This window comes from Neisseria sp. P0017.S009, assembly GCF_051957375.1.
Lineage (GTDB): Bacteria > Pseudomonadota > Gammaproteobacteria > Burkholderiales > Neisseriaceae > Neisseria > Neisseria perflava.
Genome location: NZ_JBQCWL010000009.1, coordinates 70683 through 86312 on the forward strand (window position 1 = coordinate 70683; position 15630 = coordinate 86312).

The 15630-nt window shown below is 50.9% G+C and carries 18 protein-coding genes; 8 read left to right on the top strand and 10 right to left on the bottom strand.

The window, feature by feature from the left end:
* Positions 1 to 114 precede the first annotated feature (114 nt).
* Positions 115 to 648 carry a c-type cytochrome gene (locus tag ACTHTG_RS10600; RefSeq protein WP_049336936.1) on the top strand — a complete coding sequence of 178 codons (534 nt, stop codon included), beginning with the start codon at positions 115 to 117 and terminating at the stop codon, positions 646 to 648.
* 162 nt (positions 649 to 810) lie between these two features.
* Entirely contained in the window at positions 811 to 1524 is a 714-nt protein-coding gene (gene ubiG, locus ACTHTG_RS10605) for a bifunctional 2-polyprenyl-6-hydroxyphenol methylase/3-demethylubiquinol 3-O-methyltransferase UbiG (RefSeq protein WP_191620595.1), read from the top strand.
* A gap of 157 nt (positions 1525 to 1681) precedes the next feature.
* Here the strand turns inward: ubiG and ACTHTG_RS10610 are convergent, their stop codons facing one another.
* Positions 1682 to 2152, bottom strand: a complete 471-nt coding sequence (locus ACTHTG_RS10610; protein ID WP_308538619.1) for a CYTH domain-containing protein — start codon at positions 2150 to 2152, stop codon at positions 1682 to 1684.
* Between the two features lie 38 nt (positions 2153 to 2190).
* Positions 2191 to 2610: a CopD family protein gene (locus tag ACTHTG_RS10615; protein WP_004520906.1), complete on the bottom strand. Its 420-nt coding sequence runs from the start codon at positions 2608 to 2610 to the stop codon at positions 2191 to 2193.
* A 234-nt stretch (positions 2611 to 2844) separates the two neighbouring features.
* On the opposite strand from ACTHTG_RS10615, the gene ACTHTG_RS10620 reads away from it, so the two are divergent.
* A complete protein-coding gene (locus ACTHTG_RS10620) occupies positions 2845 to 3108 on the top strand; it encodes a hypothetical protein (protein ID WP_004520905.1) in 264 nt (87 codons plus the stop codon).
* Here the strand turns inward: ACTHTG_RS10620 and ACTHTG_RS10625 are convergent.
* The 5 genes from ACTHTG_RS10625 to ACTHTG_RS10645 all read right to left on the bottom strand — a co-directional run bounded on the left by ACTHTG_RS10625 (position 3065) and on the right by ACTHTG_RS10645 (position 7937).
* Entirely contained in the window at positions 3065 to 3376 is a 312-nt protein-coding gene (locus ACTHTG_RS10625; RefSeq protein ID WP_440362647.1) for a hypothetical protein, read from the bottom strand. The genes ACTHTG_RS10620 and ACTHTG_RS10625 overlap by 44 nt on opposite strands.
* Before the next feature lie 85 nt (positions 3377 to 3461).
* The gene (locus tag ACTHTG_RS10630; RefSeq protein WP_049336939.1) at positions 3462 to 5498 is read right to left on the bottom strand and encodes a M3 family metallopeptidase; all 2037 of its coding nucleotides are present in this window, start codon (positions 5496 to 5498) and stop codon (positions 3462 to 3464) included.
* A 121-nt stretch (positions 5499 to 5619) separates the two neighbouring features.
* Positions 5620 to 6486 (bottom strand): hypothetical protein, encoded by an 867-nt coding sequence (locus tag ACTHTG_RS10635; protein ID WP_004520901.1) that lies wholly within the window; start codon positions 6484 to 6486, stop codon positions 5620 to 5622.
* 71 nt (positions 6487 to 6557) lie between these two features.
* On the bottom strand, positions 6558 to 7421 hold the full coding sequence (locus ACTHTG_RS10640) for a mechanosensitive ion channel family protein (RefSeq protein WP_004520900.1): 864 nt from the start codon (positions 7419 to 7421) through the stop codon (positions 6558 to 6560).
* Positions 7422 to 7442: 21 nt separating this feature from the next.
* Positions 7443 to 7937 (bottom strand): restriction endonuclease, encoded by a 495-nt coding sequence (locus ACTHTG_RS10645; RefSeq protein WP_004520899.1) that lies wholly within the window; start codon positions 7935 to 7937, stop codon positions 7443 to 7445.
* A 288-nt stretch (positions 7938 to 8225) separates the two neighbouring features.
* Between ACTHTG_RS10645 and ACTHTG_RS10650 the strand changes: the two genes are divergently transcribed.
* The gene (locus tag ACTHTG_RS10650; protein ID WP_039862525.1) at positions 8226 to 8561 is read left to right on the top strand and encodes a hypothetical protein; all 336 of its coding nucleotides are present in this window, start codon (positions 8226 to 8228) and stop codon (positions 8559 to 8561) included.
* A 109-nt stretch (positions 8562 to 8670) separates the two neighbouring features.
* On the top strand, positions 8671 to 9027 hold the full coding sequence (locus ACTHTG_RS10655; RefSeq protein WP_004520896.1) for a hypothetical protein: 357 nt from the start codon (positions 8671 to 8673) through the stop codon (positions 9025 to 9027).
* A 127-nt stretch (positions 9028 to 9154) separates the two neighbouring features.
* Here ACTHTG_RS10655 and dnaE read toward each other — a convergent pair whose 3' ends face one another.
* The gene (gene dnaE, locus ACTHTG_RS10660) at positions 9155 to 12589 is read right to left on the bottom strand and encodes a DNA polymerase III subunit alpha (protein ID WP_070503980.1); all 3435 of its coding nucleotides are present in this window, start codon (positions 12587 to 12589) and stop codon (positions 9155 to 9157) included.
* A gap of 165 nt (positions 12590 to 12754) precedes the next feature.
* Here dnaE and ACTHTG_RS10665 point away from each other — a divergent pair, with 165 nt between their 5' ends.
* Entirely contained in the window at positions 12755 to 12988 is a 234-nt protein-coding gene (locus ACTHTG_RS10665) for an RNA-binding S4 domain-containing protein (protein ID WP_002221492.1), read from the top strand.
* The gene (locus ACTHTG_RS10670) at positions 12966 to 13184 is read left to right on the top strand and encodes a hypothetical protein (RefSeq protein ID WP_070503978.1); all 219 of its coding nucleotides are present in this window, start codon (positions 12966 to 12968) and stop codon (positions 13182 to 13184) included. The genes ACTHTG_RS10665 and ACTHTG_RS10670 overlap by 23 nt, the downstream gene beginning before the upstream one ends.
* A gap of 100 nt (positions 13185 to 13284) precedes the next feature.
* On the opposite strand, the gene ACTHTG_RS10675 is transcribed toward ACTHTG_RS10670, so the two are convergent.
* Entirely contained in the window at positions 13285 to 13746 is a 462-nt protein-coding gene (locus ACTHTG_RS10675; RefSeq protein WP_234394609.1) for a PepSY domain-containing protein, read from the bottom strand.
* Between the two features lie 346 nt (positions 13747 to 14092).
* Positions 14093 to 14734: a ribosome biogenesis GTP-binding protein YihA/YsxC gene (gene yihA / locus ACTHTG_RS10680; protein ID WP_070587551.1), complete on the bottom strand. Its 642-nt coding sequence runs from the start codon at positions 14732 to 14734 to the stop codon at positions 14093 to 14095.
* Positions 14735 to 14949: 215 nt separating this feature from the next.
* Here yihA and ACTHTG_RS10685 point away from each other — a divergent pair, with 215 nt between their 5' ends.
* On the top strand, positions 14950 to 15573 hold the full coding sequence (locus tag ACTHTG_RS10685) for a c-type cytochrome (RefSeq protein ID WP_070587549.1): 624 nt from the start codon (positions 14950 to 14952) through the stop codon (positions 15571 to 15573).
* Positions 15574 to 15630 lie beyond the last annotated feature (57 nt).

Genomic DNA, 15630 nt, shown 5'->3' on the forward strand with positions numbered 1-15630 from the left:
TGATTTATACCAATATTTATTATAGTGTAGGTCAAAAGTATTAGTTTCTATGCTAGAATTTTTAAGCTGTTTATATAAAACAGTGATTTAAATAAAATTAAGGAAAGACAGAACATGAACAAATTACTGATTGCCGTAATGATGATGGCTGGTTTGACAGCTTGTTCCCAAGAGGCTAAACAGGAGACACAAGAGACTGCTCAAGCCGTTGCATCTGAAGTGAAAAACGAAGCCGCTTCTGCTGCCGATGCGACTGCATCTGCCGCTCAAGAAGCTGCCGATAAGGTTGAAGCCGCCGCCAGCAAAGCAGAGGAAGCCGCCAAACCTGAAGAAGCCGCCAAGCCTGAAGAGAAAGCCGAAGCGCCTGCCGCTGAAGCCAAGCCTGCCGAATCCGCCAAAGTGGACGGCAAAGCTGTTTTTGAAGCGAACTGTAAAGCATGCCACAGCGGCTTGATTCCCGGCGCTCCGGCCGTAGGCAAAAAAGAAGACTGGGCGCCTCGCATTAAACAAGGTAAAGACACTCTGCACAAACACGCAATCGAAGGCTTCCAAGCCATGCCTGCCAAAGGCGGCAACGGCAGCTTGAGCGACGATGAAGTGAAAGCCGCAGTTGACTACATGGCCAACGAATCCGGCGCTAAATTCTAAACCGCACCGATTGAAACGCACCTTGTCACAAGGTGCGTTTTTTATGGGCAGACGGATGAAAGTTGAAATAGGGCCGATAAACAGGCAAAGGCCGTCTGAAACATTTTATTTTGAAGCACAATCGGCTAAAATCAGGCGAATTATTTTATGCAGGAGCAAACCATGAGCAATCAACACGACAACGTAGATGCCGGCGAAATCGCCAAGTTCAGCCAAATCGCCGACAAATGGTGGGATAAAAACGGCGAATTCAAGCCCCTGCATGACATCAACCCCTTGCGCCTAAACTATATCGACGGCTATACCGGATTGGCAGGCAAATGTGTGTTAGATGTAGGCTGCGGTGGCGGTATTTTGTCGGAAAGCATGGCCAAACGCGGTGCAGAACACGTGACCGGCATCGATATGGCGGAAAAATCCCTGCAAACCGCCGCTGCCCATGCGGCCAGCCAACACGTTGCCAATATCGATTACCGCTGCATCCGCGTTGAAGACCTCGCCGCCGAGCAGCCGCATAGCTTTGACGTGGTAACGTGTATGGAAATGATGGAACACGTTCCTGATCCGTCTGCCATCGTTCAAGCCTGTGCGAAACTGGTCAAACCTGACGGCATGGTGTTTTTCTCCACCATCAACCGCAATCCCAAATCTTATCTGCATCTGATTGTCGGCGCGGAATATCTGTTGAAATTCGTCCCCAAAGGCACGCACGACTGGAAAAAATTCATTACGCCGGCAGAACTTGCGCGTATGTGCCGCCAAGCCGGATTGGATACCGTCGGCAGCAAGGGCATGACCTACAATTTGTTGAGCGGTCGTTATTCCCTGTGCGACTCGACCGAGGTTAACTATATGGTGGCCTGCCGTCCGGCGTAAAGTTCAACTGATAAAACACACGGGCTTGCCCGATATTTGAAACGGTATGTCGAAAGCAGCTTGATACAAATATCGGTAAGGTAAATCAGGCCGTCTGAAAAGAAAAAAGGCATGTTCGATACATGCCTTTTTTGTCTGTGCAGTGCAGCTGTCGCCCTTATTCCGTCCAAGACGAATACGGATGTTTGCTCAAATACGCATTGGTGAATTTACCGTCTGACGTGATTTCCTTGCCCAGCCAAGACGGTTTGGGAAACTCGGTATCTTCAGACGGCAATTCGATTTCCGCCACAATCAATGGCGCATTGTCGCCGAAATATTCGTCGATTTCATACACAAAGCCTTCAAATTCGACCCGATAGCGGTATTTTTCCATTTTAAACGGACACATGTCCGCCATCATCGCTTGCGCGTGAGCCAGCGGGATTTCGTATTCAAACTCGCTGCGCGTCATGTCGGAAATATAGCCTTTCAGGGTCAGCCATGCTTGCAAACCGATAATCCGCACACGGATGGTGCGCTCTTTTTCCACGCTCAAATAGCCCTGTTGCAACACCAGCGGCTCGCCTGCCGTTTTGCGCCAACTGTCATCCGCCAGCAAAAAGCGGCGTTCGATTTCGACCGTCATGAATTCTTTCCTTATTTACCAAACAGGCCGTCTGAAGATTAAAACGGCTTGAAAACCACCATATAAAGCGCGGCCACCATCATCAATACGGGGAGTTCGTTGAATACCCGATACCAGCGGTGCGAATACACATTGCTGCCGTTTTGAAAACGGCGCAGCAGCAGGCCGCAATAAAGCTGGTAAGCCAAGAGCAGCAGGCCGCACAATAATTTAACCGCCAGCCAGCCGTTGCCCCACCAATTATTTACAAACCCGATGGCCGCGCCAAATATCAGCGTTCCCCAGCCCAAAGGCGACATAAAGCGGTATAGCCTGCGCGACATATCCGTCAGCCGTACATATTCCACGCTGCCGGGTTCCAATTGCGCCAGATTCACATAAATCCGCGGCAGATAAAACAGTCCGGCAAACCAAGAAATCACAAAAAATATGTGTAACAGCTTAAACCACAAATACATTTCAGACGGCCCCAAAACCTAAAACCATTATTTTATCCGCAATACGGCCCGAGCCAAAACAAAATAGTCAAAACAATCCGATTTAGTGCGCCGCAACAATGTGTTGCAGGCGCGATTTTACCCAAAAACCAAATTGTAAATTTCGCAACAATATGCAAGTTAATATATGCACAATGCAAAAAACTTGTTAAAATCCTATGCTATTTAATTATAAAAACATTATGGACGGAAAACATGAAACAATTTGAAATCAGCAACAGCGTCAGGAAAGAGCTTAGCAACTACCTGAATACGCACAATCTAAACCTCAAAGCCGCCATGGACAACGAAACAACCAATGGCGAAGTCGCGGCCATCGTTCACGCAGGATTGCCGGCGATGATTCGGAAAATCTATTCTTTGGAAAAAATGAAAACCTTTTTCTGGACGAAAAAAGATTTGATGATGGAATTTATCAATATGCGTTTGGCTGCCGGCGATAAAAAAGGCAAAAACTAATTTTAGCGATGGGCAGGGGGAGATAGGGGTTTGAAATGCGGACTTCTGTTTTTCTCGAAGTCTTGTTAGGGATAGGTGTACTCATTGTTCCTAATAAATTTTGACAACCGAAAGGTCGTCTGAAATTCAAATGATAGGGCATGGGAACATGCCCTGTTTTTATGGGCGGTTGGTCTGCATTGGGAAAATATTGAGCTTGGCAATCATTGCGGCGTTCCGCGCCGGGTAGTTTTATCGGTTGAATGGTTTTATTTGTTTTGCTGAACATATTGAATGGATTATAAAAAGGCCGTCTGAAATATTTCAGACGGCCTTTAGCGTTGAATCAGCAATTAAAACGGCGGATTTTCAAATCAAGCTGCGTTGTCGAAACCGCTGTGGCGGAGCAGGGCATCCAGGCTTGGTTCGCGGCCGCGGAAGGCTTTGAAGGATTCGGCTGCGTTGCGCGAACCGCCGACGGCCAGTATTTCTTTCCAGAAGCGGCGGCCTGTTTCGGCAACATCGTCGCTTTCTTCAAAAGCGGCGTAAGCGTCCGCGCTCAAAACTTCCGCCCATGCGTAGCTGTAATAGCCTGCGGAGTAGCCGCCGGCGAAGATGTGGCTGAAGCTCAAGGCAAAGCGGTTGTATGCCGGCGGTTGGGTTACGGCGACTTCTTGGCGCACTTTGTCCAAGATTTGCGGCCATTCTTTCAGACGGCCTTCATCTTCCTGATGGTAGATTTCCATGTCGAAGAGGGCAAATTCCATTTGACGGACGAGGAACATACCGCGTTGGAAGTTTTTAGCCGCGTGCATTTTGTCGAACAGCTCTTTCGGCAATACCGCGCCGGTTTCTTCGTGCGAGGACATTTGCGCCAATACGTCGTATTCCCAAACGAAGTTTTCCATGAATTGGCTGGGCAGCTCGACCGCGTCCCATTCGACGCCGTTGATGCCGGATACGCCCACTTCGTCAACTTGGGTCAACAAGTGGTGCAGGCCGTGGCCGGTTTCATGGAAGAGGGTGATGATTTCGTCGTGGCTCAAACGCGCTTCTTTGTCGCCGACCGGCGGGGTGAAGTTGCAGACGAGGTAAGCAGTCGGCAGTTGCAGCGTACCGTCGGCGAAACGGCGGCGGCTTTTGTAGCCGTCCATCCATGCGCCGCCGCGTTTGCCTTCGCGTGCGTACAAGTCCATGTAAACGCCGCCGATGGTTTGGCCGTCTTGTTTCAGCTCGAAATAGCGCACGTCTTTGTGCCAAACGGGGACGGTTTTTTCAGCCAGCTCGATGCCGTAGAGTTTTTTGATTTGGGCAAACAGGCCTGCCAATACTTTGCTGATAGGGAAGTATTTTTTCACTTCGGTTTCGCTGAAGGCGTATTTGGCTTGACGCAGTTTTTCGGCGGCGTAGCTCAAATCCCAAGATTGCGGATCTTCGATATTCAGGCTCTCGCGTGCAAAGGCTTTGATTTCGGCAAAGTCTTTTTCGGCAAACGGTTTGGCGCGGCGGGCAAGGTCGTGCAGGAAGTTTAAAACCTGTTCGGGCGTGTCGGCCATTTTGGTTGCCAGCGACAGCTCGGCGTAGTTTTTGAAACCGAGCAGTTTGGCGGTTTTCAATGCGTTTTCGAGAGTGCGGTCGATGTTGGCCGTATTGTCGAATTTGCCGTCGTCAGACAATTCGCTGGCGCGGGTAACGTAGGCACGGTAGATTTGTTCGCGCAGTTCGCGGTTGTCGGCGTATTGGATGACGGCGAGGTAGTGCGGAATTTGCAGGCCGATTTTGTAGCCTGTTTTACCTTCGCTTTGCGCGGCGGCGGCAAACATGGCGAGGGAGTCTTCGGGAATGCCGGCAAGCGGCGCGGCATCGTCAAAGTGAATGCCGAAAGCGTCGGTTGCGTCTTGGATGTTTTGTGCGAATTTGGCACCCAGTTGCGCGCCTTCGGTTTGCAGTTGCGCCAGTTCTGCCTGCTGTTCGGGCGGCAATTCGGCACCGCTGAGGACGAAATCGCGCAAGTCGTGGTTGAGCTTGGTTTGCTGCGCCGGGGAGAGGGTGTCGAATTCGGCAGAGTTTTTGATGATTTTAAAGCGGTTGTACAACTCGATGTCTTGACCGATTTCGGTGAAGAAGATGGTGATTTCTGGCATCAATTCGTTGTATACGGCACGCAATTCGGGCGTGTCGACTACGGAGTTGAGATGGGAAACCACGCTCCAAATGCGGCCGACGCGTTCGGTAATGTCGGTCAGTTTTTCGACGGTGTTGGCCCAGTCGGTGTGCGTTTGCGCTTTGATGGCGGCGATTTGTTCGCGCGCTTCGGCAATGGCGGTTTGCAGGGCGGGTTTGATGTCTTCGGTTTTGATTTGGTCGAAACGGGGTTCTTCGCCCAAGTGGAGCAGGACGTTGTCGCTCATATGGTTTCTCCTGAATAAGATGGATTCAGACGGCCTTGTGGCCGTCTGAAAAGAAAACGATAGGCGTTATATGGTGGCAGACAGGCAGAATTAAAGTGTCCTGCCTTCCTGTCGGCCAATCTTATTCTGCGCCGCGCGGATTGGCGTGCAATGGCGCAGCCAGCTCGAGGCGCATGGTGGTGCCTTCTGGGGCATAAACCGCATTGGCAACATTGGTTTGCAGGGATTCGGCAAACGAGCCGCGATACACTTTTGCGCCTTGGTGGGTCAGGTTGGATTGCACGTCGACGTACACTTCTCCGCCGATTTGACGCCAGAGGTAGCAGAAGGTGTAGTCTTCAGACAGGTAGCGTTTGCTTTCGGGATCGACCATGCAGTCGAAGAAGCGGTAGTGCAGGCCTTTGTTTTCCGGGCTGTAGTCGCTGTCGGAGACGTAGTTCAACTCGGGGTAGGCCTCTATCATTTTTTCAAATACGCTGCGTTTGATAACCATGAAGCCGGTTGGCGCGTCATGGACTTTCATAAAACCGTCTTCATCGACTTTCAATACGATTTCACCGTTTTCATCTTTGTCGTTGGTGTTGACGGTGTAAGAAGTGTACATACGCTCAAAATCGGCTTGGGTCATGCCGGCCGGAAGGCCTGCTTTCGGCCAGTTTTCGCGTTTGAGCGGATAAACGCCGGCTACAACGTCTTTATCGGCCAAGAGCAGGCGGTAGAATGAGTCGGGAGAGAAGCCGATGTCGGAGTCAATCCAGAATAAATGCGTCCATTCTTTGTTTTCCAAAAATTTGGCCACGCAGTTGTTGCGCGCGCGCGTAATCAGGCTTTCGCCGCGCTGCATCATTACTTGCAGCGGCAGGCCGAGGGAGGCGTTGGTGTGGACGATGTTCAGAAGCGAGAGGGTGTAGTTGTGGAAATATTTGCCGTCATGGCTGGGGGTCATAATGACGGGATACATTTCGGCAAGGGCTGATTCGGGCAACATGACTTTTCCTTATTGTTGATTGTGAACTTCATTATTGTAAGGGATTTAATTGTATCAATAAACAAACCGTACTATTTTGTTTGGTTGATCAGTCGGTATTGCGTGCGCAAAAATTCGTCTAAGACGGCCTGTTGTATTTCCAGCCGTTTGGAAACGGGGGAGGCGAAGCGTACGATGATGTGGTACACCTTGTCATCATGCGGCACGCGGGACACGCGCGGCTGGGCGGCGGGGGTAATAAAGAGTTTTTGCGCTTGAACGTTTTCCAAATATTGTTGGATAACGGGAACATAGGCTGCGCACAAGGGCTCAAGAACGGCTTTCAGACGGCCTATGATTTCGTCCGAATCCAAATGAATCGGCACGGGGATTTCCACCGTATGAATCACATAATTGCCCAAAATATTGTCGCGGCGCACGGTGTGGCTCAGAAGCAGGCTGTTGGGAAACGAGAGCGTTTTGCCGGAAAGTTGGCCGATCAATGGATTAGGGCCGATTTGCATCATCAGCGTGTTCAGCATATTGATATCGACCACCCGTCCGCGCAGGCCGTTGATTTCGATGTAGTCTCCGATGGAGTATTGTTTGGTTACCGAGCGCAGGATGCTGCCGGACAAACACATAATCAGCTCTTTGGTTGCCACCACAATCGCCGCGGCCACTGCAAACATCGACAAGGCCAAAGTTTGAATCTGCGCCGCCCAAATCATCGCCAGCCCGAGCAGGATCAGCAACATGGTCACGTTGCGGCTGAACACCAGCGAGCGGCGTTTGTTTTCAATGCTCAAATCCGGATGGCTGCGAAAATGCGCCGAGAGCAAAATGCTGCGCCCGGCAATGACGGCCACAATCATCAATACCGACATCAATGCCGATTTAATGATTTCTTCACTGACAGGCAAAGCGTTCAGCCATTCATGCATGGTGTTCCACATAATCCTGTTTCCTTTCCCTTCTTAGGCCGTCTGAAAACCCACGCGTTCAAAAATTTCTGCCGCACACGCTTCCGATACCGCAAACAAAGTTGCCACGCTGCCCAAAGCCCGTTGCGTAGCCGCACTCAAATCATCACGGCACACTTCGCCCAGCCACTCAACCGGCCGCACCAGCGACATTTTTTCATCGTCCCATTGCGGACAATGTACCGCGCCGCCCGTAATCCTGCCGACCCGATAACGGCGCAAAGCAGGCGAGTAGGTCAGTACGGCATCTCCATCAGCCAATTCGTTGACAAACCGCCACACCTGAGCCGCGCCCGATTGCGCCGTTCTCAACTTCACATCCGGTACGGCCGAACGGTAAATATCGGTCAGCTCCTCACGGCCAAAACCCTTGGCCGCCGCTTCGGCCAGCATAGGCCAGGCCAATGCCGCAACACCGCGTTCAAAAAATACATCATAAAGCGCACCTTGCGTGCTGCGAACCATATAAAGTTTGGCTTGTTTTCCCATTACAGTACCTGTTTGTTTGAAGGATTCATCCCTTTGTTTCCATGTTACCTGTTACGGCTGAAAAATTCGATATTTTACATTGCCGGAAGGGTTTGAAGTTCTCGCTGAAAATAAATGAATTATAGATGAAAGGCCGTCTGAAAAATAAAATAGGCTTATATATCAACAGATGATATAGCGTAACAATATATTAATAACTGTAAAATTATTTACGTTTGCATCAAAAAAAGATAAGATGGAATAATCAATCGAGAAAGATTGCTATTCACTGAACATTAGGAGAGAAAAATGACCTGTAAAACCCACGAACATCATGACCACGTTCACAGCGCAAACTGCGGCCACACTGCCATCAAACACGAAGGCCACGTCGATTATCTGCACGACGGCCACCTGCACCATGAGCACAACGGCCACTACGACGAGCATGCTCTGAGCGTCAATGAAACCAACCCTGACGGCTGCCATCCGGTTGACACCTGCCACGGCCACGTTCACGGCGAAGGTTGCGGCCACGAAGCCGTACCGCACGGCGATCACGTTGACTACATCGTCAACGGCCGTCTGCATCACCAACATGGCGACCACTGCGACGACCACGGCCCGGTTGAAATCGTTAAATAAAACTGTTTTTCAGACGGCCTTTAATATGGAGCATCTGTAGGGAAAGGGGGGGTATTTTCACCCCCTTTTCATATATATTGTCGTACCCTACACTAAAACAGCCATTATTATGTTTGACATCATATTTGTATTGGTATTCGGCAGGCTCCAAGCCTCCGGAACACTGAATTTTCCCGATAGGCTTTATCCCATCTGGAAATGGGCGCTAGGCGCAGGCATGCTTTATGCCACGATAGGGACAATGCTGGGATACGCTTTCTCCGGTTCCTTCTCCCTAGTCAGCTTTTTGCTGATTATTGCCTTGTCATCAACCTGGTTCTCTCTGTATTTCAAACTGTTGCGGCTTACCGCCTCAAAAACTGTACTGAACCAATGTATTTACTGGGTGCTGGGTATTGTTTCGGCATTGTCGTTCCCCTTTATTGTGGGCTACTTTTCCCTATTGGCCAAAGGCTTTGTACAATAAACTTTTCAGATAATCTCCCTATACAATAAGGTCGTCTGAAAGCCTGAATCTTTATCTGATTTATGTTTTTAAAGCGCTTTTTAAATTAAAGGCCGTCTGAACGTATAGTTTCAGATGGCCTTTAGTTTTACCAATTCACGCGGACGGCCCTGCTGCCGAGCAATGTTTCCAGTTCGTCAAACAAGGCGGTGCTTGGCGTTACCATCCATTTTGGCGCAATTTTCAATTTGCCTGATGCTTTGCCGTTGCTGTACGACAGTTGCAGCGGAATGTGCGACGTGTCGGGCAGGCGGTGGGCGGTGAGGATGGCGGCGAGGCGTGCGATATCGTGGCCGGGGGCGAGGACGAGGCTGAGGCTGCGGGCGTAGCGTTCGCGCGCCATTTGCAGGGTCATGACTTGGTTTGCCATAATGCGCAGACCGTCGCCGCCGCCGTAGTCGTCGCGGCTGACTTTGGATTCGATAATCAGCACTTGGTCGGATTTGAGGTAGTCGGCGCAGTTTTCCAGCGTGTGGCCGCTGACCATGATTTCCACCAGACCGCTCAAATCTTCAAGGCTGACGAAGGCGATTTTGCCGCGTTTGCCCATCATGGTGCGCACAGCGGTAACGAATCCGGCGAGGCGTACGCTGTCTTGCGGTTTCAGACGGCCCAATTTGGTCGGGGCGATTTGGCGGACTTCTTGGGCATACGGGCCGAACGGGTGGCCGGACAGGTAAAAGCCGATGACGGTTTTTTCTTCGGCGAGTTTTTCCGATTCGCTCCACATGGGCGCGTCGATGAGCTGCACCGGTTCAATGGCGTCTTCCATCATGTCGAAAAGTCCGCCCTGATTGACGTTGGCGGCTTTTTGGTCGGCGTTGCTCATGGCAAGGTCGATGTTCGCCAAGAGCATGGCGCGGTTGGGCTCGATGCTGTCGAACGCGCCGCCGCGTATTAGGGCTTCGAGGGTGCGGCGGTTCATGTGTTCTTTGCCGACGCGCTCGCAGAAGTCCAAGAGGCCGGTAAACTTGCCGCCACTTTGCCGCGCGGCGATGATGGATTCGACGGCGGCTTCGCCCGTGCCTTTAATCGCGCCGAGTGCGTAGCGGATTTTCATGTTCGGATACGGCGTGAAGCGGTAGTCGGATTCGTTGATGTCGGGCGGCAGGAACTCGATGCCGTTGGCGCGGCAGTCGTCGTAGAAATGCTTGAGCTGGTCGGTGTTGTCCAATTCAGACGACATGGTTGCCGCCATAAATTCGGCAGGATAATGGGCTTTGAGCCATGCGGTCTGATAGGAAATCAGGGCGTAGGCTGCGGCGTGGGATTTGTTGAAACCGTAGCCGGCGAATTTTTCCATGTAGTTGAAGATTTCGTCGGATTTTTCGCGCGAAATGCCTTGTTTTGCCGCGCCTTCGGCGAAAATTTCGCGGTGTTTCACCATTTCTTCGGGCTTTTTCTTACCCATGGCGCGGCGCAACAAGTCTGCGCCGCCGAGCGAGTAGCCGCCGATAATCTGCGCCGCCTGCATTACTTGTTCCTGATACACCATAATGCCGTAGGTCGGCGCGAGGATGCCTTCGAGCAGCGGGTGGATGTATTGGAATTCCTGTCCCTTCATGCGCGCGACGAAGTCGGGGATGTTGTCCATCGGGCCTGGGCGGTAGAGCGACACGAAGGCGATGAGTTCTTCAAACTTGGTCGTGTGCGCCGTTTTCAGCATTTTTTTCATGCCGGTCGACTCGAACTGGAAGACGGCGGTGGTGTTCGCATCGCGGAAGATTTGGTAGGCAGCTTGGTCGTCAAGCGGAATCTTGCCGACATCGACAATATCGCCGGTGGTGTTTTTGATGTTGTTCTGCGCCATTTCGATAATGGTCAGGTTGCGCAGACCCAAAAAGTCGAACTTCACCAAACCCACGTCTTCCACGTCGCCCTTGTCGTACATGGATACGGGCGAGGCGGATTCGTCCGCCTGATACACGGGGCTGTAATCGGAAATCTTGCCCGGCGCAATCAACACGCCGCCCGCGTGCATACCCAAACCGCGCGTCAGGTCTTCCAGCTTTTTCGCCAGCGTAATCAGTTCGTCCGCTTCTTCTGCTTCGATTAATTCCTGAATTTGCGGCTCGGCCTCCATGGCTTTTTCCAAACTCAGGGGTTTGTTGGCTTCCAACGGAATCAGCTTGGACAGTTTGTCGCACAGCATAAACGGCAGTTCCAGCACGCGTCCGACGTCGCGGATGACCGCTTTGGACGACATCGTGCCGAAGGTAACAATCTGGCTGACCGCATCCGCGCCGTATTTCTCGCGCACATATTCAATTACGCGGCCGCGGTTTGCCTGACAGAAGTCGACGTCAAAGTCAGGCATGGAAACGCGTTCAGGGTTTAAGAAACGCTCGAACAGCAGCGCGTATTTGAGCGGGTCGAGGTCGGTAATCTTCAATGAATACGCCACCAGCGAACCTGCACCCGAACCACGTCCCGGCCCGACCGGACAGCCATGCGTTTTCGCCCAGTTGATAAAGTCTTGTACGATAAGGAAATAGCCGGGGAATTTCATCTGGATGATGATGTTCAGTTCAAAATCCAAACGTTCCTGATATTCCGGCATTTTTGCCGCACGCTCCGCCTCGTCGGGATAAAGCTGAACCATGCGTTCCTGCAAACCCTCGTTGGACAGTTTCACCAAATAATCGTCCAGCGACAGGCCGTCTGGAGTGGGGAAGAGCGGCAGGAAGTTTTTGCCCAATGTGATGTGCAGATTACAGCGTTTGGCAATTTCCACCGTGTTTTCCAAGGCTTCAGGCAAATCGGCGAAACGTTCGGCCATCGTTTCCGGCGGAATGAAAAACTGGCTCGGCGTGAAATCGCGCGGACGTTTTTTGTCCGTCAATACCCAGCCGCCCGCGATACACACCCGCGCCTCGTGTGCGTTGAAATCGTCGCGGCTCATAAACTGTGTCGGATGCGTCGCCACCACCGGCAAACCCAGTTCCTCCGCCAGCTTCACGCTGCCGGAAACGCAAGCCTCCCATTCAGGGCGTTCGGGCAGGCGTTGCAGCTCTAGATAAAACGCATCGGGAAACCACGCCGCATATTTCAACGCCGCCGTACGCGCCGCGTCTTCATTGCTGTTCAATAGATTCACGCCCACTTCGCCGTAATGCGCGCCGCTCAAACAAATCAAGCCGCTGTTGTCGCCGCTTTCCAGCCATTCGGGGTTGAGTTCCGCATGATGGATATTGCGGTCTTTGCCGACATAGGCCTCCGTCAAAAGCTCGCTCAAACGCAGATAACCCGCATCGTTGCGGATAATCAGCATGGCGCGAAACGGCTTGTCAGGTGCATTCGGATTGCCTATCCACACATCCGCCGCGCCGATGGGCTTAATCCCTGCGCCGCGGCAGGCTTTATAGAATTTCACCAAGCCGAATTCATTCATCAAATCGCTGATGCCCAAAGCAGGCAAACCGTATTCCTGCGCTTTGGCAATCAGTTTTTTAATCCGCACCATACCGTCGGTAATCGAAAATTCGGTATGCAGGCGCAGGGGGATGTAGGTCGGCTCGGTCATGGCAAAATCGGCGTGAACAATAAAAGGTGTATTGTAGCAGGGTTGGCAGCGAAAGGCCGTCTGAAAACCAAATGTAATGAGGTTGGATAAAGCAAATAAAACAGAAGGGGGCTTTCTTTCAGACGGCCATGTTAAAATATCGCCATTATTGAAAAGGATTAAATGATGGAAGCAACCGTCTATCTTGAAGACAACGAATACATCGCTTTATGCGACCTGTTAAAACTGGCCGGTCTTGCCGAAAGCGGCGGACAGGCAAAAGCGTTTATCGCCGAAGGGCTGGTGTTGCGCAACGGCGAAACCGAAACCCGTAAGACCGCCAAAATCCGCGGCGGCGAAGTGATTGAATTTGACGGTGCGCGCTTGGAAATCGCCGATGGATACGACCCTGAAGAATAAGGCCGAAGCCATCTTGGGCGAGCCGCTTTTAGACGAACCCGTCCGCCCCGAGTCGTGGGAATGTTGCGGCAGCGAGTGCGGCGATGCCTGTATCCAGACAATGTATTGGGTGGAAAAAGCCCGATATGATGCGCAACAGAGGAAATTGAAAGAAGCAGGTTGGATAGACGGCGAAGATGGTGCAAAGGCCGTCTGAAAATGATTGGGCTTGATAGGAGCTGTGTTTCAAACAATGCTGCATTAAAGCCAATGCCGTCTGAAAGTTTCAGACGGCATTGGCTTTTTTAAAGTTTAAATTAAGATTGTGTTACCTCGGAAGCGGTTGCATTTTCAGGTGTGCCAGGTGCAGCATCGGCAGGAGCCTGATAATCTGTATTTTGCGATGAAGAGGGCTCGGCATTGTCATGTTTATGATGCTTATCATGTTTACCAAAGTGTCGTTTGTCCTGATCGTCATCTTGTGCTACTGCCAATACTTTGCCGTTTTGAGCATCAACCAAAGCTTCGTATTCGACGCCGTCTTTCAAGATTTCTACTTTGTAACGGCCGCCCAAATGTTGTTTGTATTTGTAATCGACATCTTTAACGACGCCGCCCACTTCTGCTACCGCTGCTGCGGCTGCTTGCTGGCCGGAAACCTTTGCGAACATACCTTCTTTGAAAGCCATGGTACCTGCCGCACCGGCAACGCCCAAACTTGAAGCAATAATACCGGCAATGATGAGTTTTTTTGAAATAAAAGCGTTAATGCGTTTCATGATTTTCTTTCCTACTGTGTTGTTGAACGATGAATGCATTCTATGCCTCAACAATTAGCTGAATATGAGCAAAATGCTAAGATGTGTAATTAGTTGCAATACTAAAATTAACACTTTAATAATAATGGAGATCGAAGCCGCGTCTTTCAGGCGGCCTTGCTGATATGTTGTGATGGCATATTTGGCGCAGATTGTGGTTTGCGTGTGAAAACAAAAAAAGCGTGATGAAAAAAAGGGCATGTGTGAGACATACCCCGGATTAAATGGTAAATGCGATGGTGAGAAACCAAATGACGGAATAAGATTTGCGGTTGGTCAACTTATCTCATTCCGCCTTGTTTTACAATCACTCAGGCGATGTTTCGCCTGCAAGATTTTCGATTTCTTCGCGATGCGCGTCAAACCATGAGCCGACCACTTGATTGACTTCGTCCATGCCTTGTTTTTTCAGGCTGGAGAACAGTTGAACGTTGATTTTTTGACGATCGGTGTAGGGTTTGAGTGATTTTTTTACCGTCGCTAAAGTTTTAATCTGGTCGTTTTTAGACAGCTTGTCTGCTTTTGACAGCAGGATATGCACAGGACGGCCGGTGATGTGGAAAAAGTCCAGCATTTGAATGTCTAAAGCCTTGAGCGGATGGCGCGAGTCCATAATCAAAATCAGGCCGATCAGTTGGCGGCGTTGTTGCAGGTAGTCGCCCAAGAGTTTAACCCAGTGCGCACGAATGGCCTCCGGTACTTGCGCGTAGCCGTAGCCGGGCAAGTCGACCATAAAATTGCCGTTTTCCAGCTCAAAGAAATTGATGTGTTGGGTGCGGCCCGGTGTTTTGGAAACGTAGGCAAGGCGCACATGATTGGTTAAAGTATTGATGGCACTGGATTTGCCGGCATTGCTTCGGCCGACAAAGGCAATCTCGGCCGGTGTGTCGGGCAGGTCTTTCAGATGGTTGACCGTTGTAAAGAATTTGGCGTTTTGAAAAAGGTTCATCAGTATTTCCTTGCGTGGAAACAAAACTGCAACATCATAATTTGTATCGGGCATTTATGTTGCAGCAGTTTGGTAATTTGAGTAGTAATTTAATGTAAACTTGGTATAGAATAGCACGTTTATAGAATTATCGGTTTTAATCGGGAAAATTCCCCGGTATTTGAGTATAAAAAAGGCATTGACGCGGTACGCAATGCTGTAATCAGGAGCACTCCATGAAACGATTGACTTTATTGGCCTTGGTATTGGCTGCCGGTGCGGTTTCCGCTGCCCCTAAAGCAGATGCTGAAAAAGGCAAACAGGTAGCGACTACTATCTGTGCGGCGTGTCACGCAGCCGATGGTAACAGCGGTATCGCAACTTATCCTAAACTGGCAGGTCAGGCTGCGGCCTACGTCTACGGCCAAACCATGGCCATCAAAGACGGTACCCGTGCCCACGGTGCTGCCGGCGTGATGAAACCGATGGTGATGAACTTGTCCGAACAAGACATCCGCGACGCTGCCGCCTACTACGCCAAACAACAAGGCAAACCGGGCGAAGCCAATCCTAAAGAAAACCCAGAGCTGGGTGCGAAAATCTATCGCGGCGGCCTGAGCGCTAAAAAACTACCGGCATGTATGTCTTGCCACGGTCCTAGCGGCGCAGGTATCCCTGGCGGCGGTACTGAAATCCAAGCCTATCCTCGTCTGGGCGGCCAACACAAAGCTTACGTTGTCGAGCAAATGAAAGCTTACCAGTCCGGCCAACGTAAAAACGCCATCATGGCCGATATTGCCAACCGCCTGAGCGAAGAAGAGTTGAACGCAGTAGCCAACTTTATTCAAGGTTTGCACTAAATTTCGTTCTGAAACGAGTTTATTGATACAGGCCGTCTGAAAACCCTTCAGACGGCC